Origin of the sequence: Amycolatopsis sp. VC5-11 (assembly GCF_037034185.1) — a bacterium.
Classification (GTDB): domain Bacteria; phylum Actinomycetota; class Actinomycetes; order Mycobacteriales; family Pseudonocardiaceae; genus Amycolatopsis; species Amycolatopsis nivea.
This window is the reverse complement of the sequence record NZ_JBAGKF010000019.1, coordinates 150,244-156,418: the sequence shown is the minus strand read 5'-3', so window position 1 is coordinate 156,418 and position 6,175 is coordinate 150,244. Positions and strand designations below refer to the sequence as shown.

7 protein-coding genes are annotated in these 6,175 nt (G+C 69.0%); 2 read left to right on the top strand and 5 right to left on the bottom strand.

Annotated features, from left to right (window positions below):
• The 4 genes from WA670_RS37760 to WA670_RS37745 all read right to left on the bottom strand — a co-directional run.
• Positions 1–1,437, bottom strand: a 1,437-nt coding sequence (locus WA670_RS37760; protein WP_336161039.1) for a Re/Si-specific NAD(P)(+) transhydrogenase subunit alpha, incomplete at its 3' end; no start/stop codon positions are given.
• Between the two features lie 363 nt (positions 1,438–1,800).
• Complete coding sequence (locus tag WA670_RS37755) at positions 1,801–1,965, bottom strand: hypothetical protein (protein ID WP_158714474.1); 165 nt, start codon at positions 1,963–1,965, stop codon at positions 1,801–1,803.
• A 102-nt stretch (positions 1,966–2,067) separates the two neighbouring features.
• Complete coding sequence (locus tag WA670_RS37750) at positions 2,068–3,369, bottom strand: hypothetical protein (RefSeq protein ID WP_336161038.1); 1,302 nt, start codon at positions 3,367–3,369, stop codon at positions 2,068–2,070.
• On the bottom strand, positions 3,366–3,848 hold the full coding sequence (locus WA670_RS37745) for a hypothetical protein (RefSeq protein ID WP_336161037.1): 483 nt from the start codon (positions 3,846–3,848) through the stop codon (positions 3,366–3,368). Before WA670_RS37745 ends, WA670_RS37750 begins: the two co-directional genes overlap by 4 nt.
• Before the next feature lie 157 nt (positions 3,849–4,005).
• Between WA670_RS37745 and WA670_RS37740 the strand changes: the two genes are divergently transcribed.
• Positions 4,006–4,338 (top strand): VOC family protein, encoded by a 333-nt coding sequence (locus tag WA670_RS37740; protein ID WP_238605546.1) that lies wholly within the window; start codon positions 4,006–4,008, stop codon positions 4,336–4,338.
• Between the two features lie 82 nt (positions 4,339–4,420).
• Positions 4,421–5,275 carry an alpha/beta fold hydrolase gene (locus WA670_RS37735; RefSeq protein WP_336161036.1) on the top strand — a complete coding sequence of 285 codons (855 nt, stop codon included), beginning with the start codon at positions 4,421–4,423 and terminating at the stop codon, positions 5,273–5,275.
• A 4-nt stretch (positions 5,276–5,279) separates the two neighbouring features.
• Here the strand turns inward: WA670_RS37735 and WA670_RS37730 are convergent, their stop codons facing one another.
• Positions 5,280–6,155, bottom strand: coding sequence for an oxidoreductase (locus tag WA670_RS37730; protein WP_336161035.1), 876 nt, complete (start codon positions 6,153–6,155; stop codon positions 5,280–5,282).
• Positions 6,156–6,175: the final 20 nt, after the last annotated feature.

Sequence of the window (6,175 nt, the reverse complement as noted above, 5' to 3'; positions counted from 1 at the left end):
CGCCAGCACGACGACCACCGTGTTCCCGCTGACCAGATTCACCAGCGCACCCACCACGATGATCCCGGAAATCGCGTTCGTCACCGACATCAACGGCGTATGCAACGCATGATGCACATGCCCGATCACGTAATACCCGATCACGATCGCCAACGCGAACACCGTCAAATGCGGCAACAACGCCGCCGGAGCCAACGCCGCCAACACCAACACCACCGCCGCCACACCCAACACCACACCGAGCCTGCGACCCGAGGACATCGGCTGCTTCTCCGGCTCCTCCTTCTTCACCGGCGCCGCGGGTTTCTGCGGCGCCGCCGAGACCTGCACCGGAGGCGGCGGCCACGTCAACTCGCCGTTGCGGACCACGGTGATCGACCGGACCACCACATCCTCGAAATCGACCACCAGCCGGCCGTCTTTCTCCGGGGTCATCAGCTTCATCAGGTTCACCAGGTTGGTGCCGTACAGCTGCGAGGCCTGCGCCGGGAGACGGCCCGCGAGATCCGTGTAGCCGAGGATCGTGACGCCGTTGTCGGTCACGACGCTCTCGCCCGCGACGGAGCCCTCGACGTTGCCGCCGTTCGCCGCCGCCATGTCCACAATCACCGAACCGGCCTTCATCGACGCCACCATCTCACCGGTGACGATCCGCGGCGCCGGACGGCCCGGGATCAACGCCGTCGTCACGATGATGTCGACGTCCTTGCACTGCGCCGCATACAGCTCTTTCTCACGCGCTTTGTAGTCCTCGCCCATCTCCTTGGCGTAACCGGTGGCGGAGACTTCGGCGTTCGGGTCCTCGATGGACAGATACTCCCCGCCCAGGCTCTTCACCTGATCCGCGACCTCCGGACGCGGGTCCGTCGCCCGCACGATCGCACCAAGACTTCCCGCAGCGCCGATCGCCGCCAAACCCGCCACACCCGCGCCCACCACCAGGACCTTCGCCGGGTTGACCTTCCCCGCCGCGGTCACCTGACCGGTGAAGAACCGCCCGAACGTATGCGCCGCCTCCACCACCGCCCGATACCCCGCGATATTCGCCATCGACGACAGCACGTCCAGCGACTGCGCCCGGCTGATCCGCGGCACCGCGTCCATCGCCAACGCCGTGATCGGCCGCTTCGCGAGATCCTCCACCAGCTCCGGTTTCAGAGCCGGAGCCAGCAGACTGACCACCGTCGCGCCCTGCTTCACCGCGTCCAACTGCCCGGACGAGGGCGCGTTGACTCCGAACACGATGTCCGCCTCGGCGACCGACCCCACGGTCGCGCCCGCGTCCGCATACGCCTGGTCGAAGAACCCCGACAACAACCCCGCGCCCGGCTCCACCGCCACCTCGTAACCCAGCCCGCGCAGCTTGCCCACCGTTTCCGGAGTCGCCGCGACGCGCGTCTCCCCCGGTTGGGCCTCCTTGAGCACCCCGATCAGCATGCCGTCTCCTTCCCGCTCGTTCGCGGAAGATCCGCCGGCCGGGCCTGACGGCGTTTTGGGTCGCCACCTGGTCCGACTTCGCCCGCTTCAGGTACAGATGCGCTGGATACTCCCATGCCGCCCGGCCTCCGGCAGCCAACCGAAGCCCTTTTTCCACGGCAAGTCCGACGAGATCACGGTCATAGCGCGGGCAGCGGGGCCGACCGGGCCGTTCCCGAGGTCGCGGCGGCGAGCCGGAAACCGCCGACTACCCGGTTGAACCGCCTCACGGGTCCGGCCCGGGCCCGGCTGCGGAGCACGGTCGCCGGATCGATCACGAGGCCCGCAGTGATGTCCACCACTTGACAACCGGCCTGCCCGGGCTCAGCCGACCGGGCGGCGCAGTCGGCTGCTCCGCTCGGAGCCCGCGGTCGCGTGGCGGGTCAGCATGGGCGTCAGTTCGTCCTCGAATATGGGAAGGCCGAGCGGCTCCGGCCTGGCGATCATCTTGCGCACGAGCAGTTCCACCGTGTTCAGCCAGGTCCACATTGGACACGGCCTGCTCCGGCAACTCCTCGGCAGCGGTGAGCCTTTACTCATCACAGGCCACTGAGCAGGACAAATGCCCAGCTTGAGGGTCGACGGGTGCGTTCACCGCCGCGGATACACGTACACGCCTTCGGACTCCTTGTCGACCACCGCGACGTTCCGATCGATCGCCGCGGGCAGCGAGGTCTCCTCGGCCAGCGGTTTCGCCTCTCCGGTGGACAGGTCGATCCGCACCGGGGCTTCGCTGGTCCCGTAGGCGATTCCGTCCGGCCCGACGGATTCCACCTTGACGGCCTTCCGCGTTTCGGTTTCGGCGAAGCAGGAGCCCTTCTTCGCCTCCAGATCGAAGACGACCAGCCCGGCGACGAGATACCGGCCGCCCGGGTCCAGGAACGGCTGCGGCTGCCTGCTGTCCCGGTCGTCCACTGTGGACTGTGCACAGCGGACCGAGGCCAGCACCTGCCCGGTCGCCGCGTCGTGGACCGCCCACATCCGCACGGTCGCGTCGTCGTCGACCGGCCATGCCGCGAGGACGTGCTGCCCGTCCGGAGTGCCGTAGGTGCGCACGTCCGCGCTGCCGACGTTCGCCTTCGCCCCGGGCGGGATCACGTCGCCGCTGAACCAGCCGCCCGGTGTCCAGAACGCCCGGAATCCCTGCACCAGCGCCCCTTTCGCGGTCGCGCCGGGGACGGTGAGGTTCAGATTGCAGTCGCCGATGTCGTGCTCGCAGGGTTTCGGAGCCTTCAGCGCCGGGCTTTGCTGCTCGTAGGTGGCGACCTGGCCGGTGGACACGTCCGCGACCGCGGTCGCCCGGTCCACCTCGACCAGCGCCGTTCCGCCGTCCTGCACGGCGAACCGGCTCGCCGAGGCCGGGACGACGATCCGCCGCGCCGCCTTCCCGCCGTCCGGGGTCGCGCCGATGTCGAAGACGTCGAGGTGCGTGACCTTCTTCGCCTTGTTGACCGCGTCGCCGCCCTCCAGGCCGGTGCTGGCCAGAACCGCGTAGTCCTTGCCGTCCTTGGCCGTTTCGAACAATCGCGTGGAGACGTCGTGGTAGTTGGTCTCCTCCTCGGGCAACTCGACCGGCGCGCTCGTCCAGCGGTCCGCGCCGGTCTTCTCGTCCTTCGCGACGACCCGGACGGTCTTGCCGTCGTTCGACGCTTCCGCGAACAACACCGCACCAGCCCGCGCGGCGAGGACCGGATCGGTGAGTTTGCCGCCGTCAGCCCCGACCGCCGACCAGCCCTTGGCCGCGTCGAACGCGTCGGGAATCTTCTGCTGCGCCGCGGCCGGGTCCGGTTGAGGCGCGGGAGGCACCGGCGGTGCCGGGACCGGCGAAGAACCGCACGCGGTCAGCACGAGCGCGGCGGTGCCGAGCACTACGGCTGCGACCGGCCGGTTCACTGGCCCGCCCCCTCGCCGAGGAGCCGCAACGCACTCTTGTAGGACAGGGTGTACTCCTCTGGCTGGACGTCCTTCCGCTCCACCTTCACCTCATGGTCCGCGGCTTCCTTCAGCGGAACGCACTTGCCCGGCGACGAGCAGACTTCGCCCTCGGCGTCGATCGCGACCTTCTCGTCGGTGTCGTTCGTCCAGGCCACTCGGTAGGAGGCGACCGTGACGTGCACGTCCGGATGCTTCGAGAACCAGGTGCGTACGTGGTCCTTGCCTTGTTCGCGCGGGGAAACCCAGGCGTTGACGTCCTCGGCGGTGGGATCCGGATGCGTCTTGAGCATCTCGAAGTAGCCGGTGACCGCACCGGTGAGCGTGCTGCGATCAGCGGGCGGTGGCGCGGGAGTCGGAGCCGGGTCCGAACAGGCGGAAAGCACCGCCCCGGTGACGAGGGCGCCGGCGATGACAACGGAATTCCTTAGCCTCGGCATGCGAACTGCGACGGCCGGGCGCGAGCGCGGGTTCCCTGCGTGCGGCAGATATTTCGGATCCGCCAGGCCGCGCACCCGAGGTAAGTGCTTGCACTCCGCTAGCACTCGTGGTCTCCTAGAAGCGCTTGCAAAACACAATCACTCCGAAAGGGAAGCCATGATCCGCCGAGTACTCGCCCAGTGCACCGTCTCCGAGCTCGCGCGCGCCGAGAAGTGGTACACCGCGTTGTTCGACCGCGGTCCCGACGCGCGGCCGATGCCTGGCCTGCTGGAATGGCACCTCGACGACGCCTTCGGGCTGCAGGTGTGGTCCGAACCCGACCGCGCCGGGCGGTCGACGGTCGTCTTCGAGGACACGGACCTCGACGCGGTCGCCGCCCAGGCGACGAAGGCCGGTATCGCGCACGACGGGCCGCAACCCGGTGGCGGCGCGCGCATTCTGCCGCTCGCCGACCCGGACGGGAACCGCGTCGTGTTCAGCGGCAAGTGATCCGGCTTGACCGTCCGGCCCGGACCGGCCTAGGGTCGCGACTAGAGAGATCGCTCTAGTCGGGAGACCCGAGGGAGGTCCGATGCCGCGCGTGGAGCTGTCCGCCGGGCCGATCGACTACACCGACACCGGCGGCACCGGGCCGGTTCTGGTGTTCGGGCACGGGTTCCCGATGTCCGGCACGCAATGGCGCAAGGTCGTCCCGCTGCTGGAGGGCTGCCGCTGCGTCCTGCCCACGCTGCCGCTCGGCGCGCACCTCGCCCCGATGCGGCCCGACGCGGACCTGACGCAGTTCGGGGTCGCGCGGCTGCTCGGCGAATTCCTCGCCGCACTCGACCTCCAGGACGCGACAATCGTGCTCAACGACTGGGGCGGCGGCCAATTCCTCGTCGCCGACGGGCTGGCTCCGGCCGAGCACGTCGCCCGGGTCGGCCGGCTCGCGCTCGTCGCGTGCGAGGCGTTCGACAACTTCCCGCCCAAACCCGCGCGACCGGCCGTGAAGCTGCTCCGGCTCCCCGGCGGACCGTGGCTGCACGCCCAGGCCACCCGGACGTCGTTCTACCGCCACGCCAAAGCCGCCTACGGCGGGATGTGCGAAAGCCGGATCCCCGACGACGTTCTCGAGGGCTGGTTCGCGCCGGCGTTGCGGGACAAGGAAATCCGCCGCGACATGGTCAAATTCGCCACCGGGAGCCCGCCGCGGCGAGTGCTGCTCGAATGGACCGAGCGGCTGCGGTCGTTCGACCGGCCGGTCCTGGTCGTGTGGGCGGGCAAGGACCGGATGATGCCCGCCGAGCACGGACGGCGGCTCGCCGAACTGTTCCCGGACGGCCGCCTCGTTGAAATCCCGGACAGCGGCACGCTGATCCCGGAAGACCAACCGGAACGGCTGGCCAAGGAACTGATCGCGTTCCTCGCCGAAACGGGCGCAGAATAACGCGTCAGGCCGACACGGTCAGCGGAAAACGCACTCCGGTCAGTTCCTCGGAGACAGTCCACAAGCGACGGGCGGTCTCGAGATCGCGTGCTTTCGCCGACCGGCCAACGAGTTTCGGCGCGCCGCGGTTCTGCAGGAAACCGCGTGGTCCCGCGTAGCTGTTCCCTGGAACGTCGGCGAGCGCGGCGTAAAGCGTCGGCCGGGCACCTTGTTCGGGGGTTTGCGCGACCACGCGAGTGCCGAATTTCGCGATGGAAGAGAGCACCGGAGTCTCGACTTTCAGCAGATTCGTCGCAGCCACTCCCGGATGCGCGGCGGTCGCGAGCACGGGCGAACCGGCGTCGGTCAACCGGCGCTGGAGTTCGGCGGTGAACAGCAGGTTCGCGAGTTTCGACTGCCCGTAGGCCGCCGTCGCCCGGTACGGCTTGCGCTCCCAGTTCAGGTCGGCGAAATCGATCGAGCCCACGCGGTGGCCGTTCGACGAAACCGTCACCACCCGGCCGCGAATCTGCCGCAGCAGCAGGTTCGTGAGCGCGAAATGGCCGAGATGATTGGTGCCGAACTGGGATTCGAAACCGTCCGCGGTGCGCGACAGCGGCGGGATCATGATGCCGGCGTTGTTGATCAGCAGGTCGATCGGCTCGGTGAACTCCGCCGCGAACGCGCGGACCGAAGCCAGGTCGGCGAGGTCGAGCCGGCGGACTTCGGCATCGCCGGGCAGCTGGTCAGCGACCTCGCGGCCGCTGCGCGGATTCCGCACCGCGAGCACGATCCGCATGCCCTTGGCGGCCAGCGCCGCCGCGGTCGCCCGCCCTAATCCGCTGTTTGCACCGGTGATCACGGCGGTGCGGCCGGTCTGGTTTTCCGGAAGAAGGTCCATGCCCCCAAAGTAGGCACCGG

Excerpts from the sequence above, each read along its gene's own strand:
- WA670_RS37755 (WP_158714474.1), bottom strand. The coding sequence starts at position 1,965 with ATGTGGACCTGGCTGAACACGGTGGAACTGCTCGTGCGCAAGATGATC.
- WA670_RS37745 (WP_336161037.1), bottom strand. The coding sequence starts at position 3,848 with ATGCCGAGGCTAAGGAATTCCGTTGTCATCGCCGGCGCCCTCGTCACC.
- WA670_RS37740 (WP_238605546.1), top strand. The coding sequence starts at position 4,006 with ATGATCCGCCGAGTACTCGCCCAGTGCACCGTCTCCGAGCTCGCGCGC.
- WA670_RS37735 (WP_336161036.1), top strand. The coding sequence starts at position 4,421 with ATGCCGCGCGTGGAGCTGTCCGCCGGGCCGATCGACTACACCGACACC.
- WA670_RS37730 (WP_336161035.1), bottom strand. The coding sequence starts at position 6,155 with ATGGACCTTCTTCCGGAAAACCAGACCGGCCGCACCGCCGTGATCACC.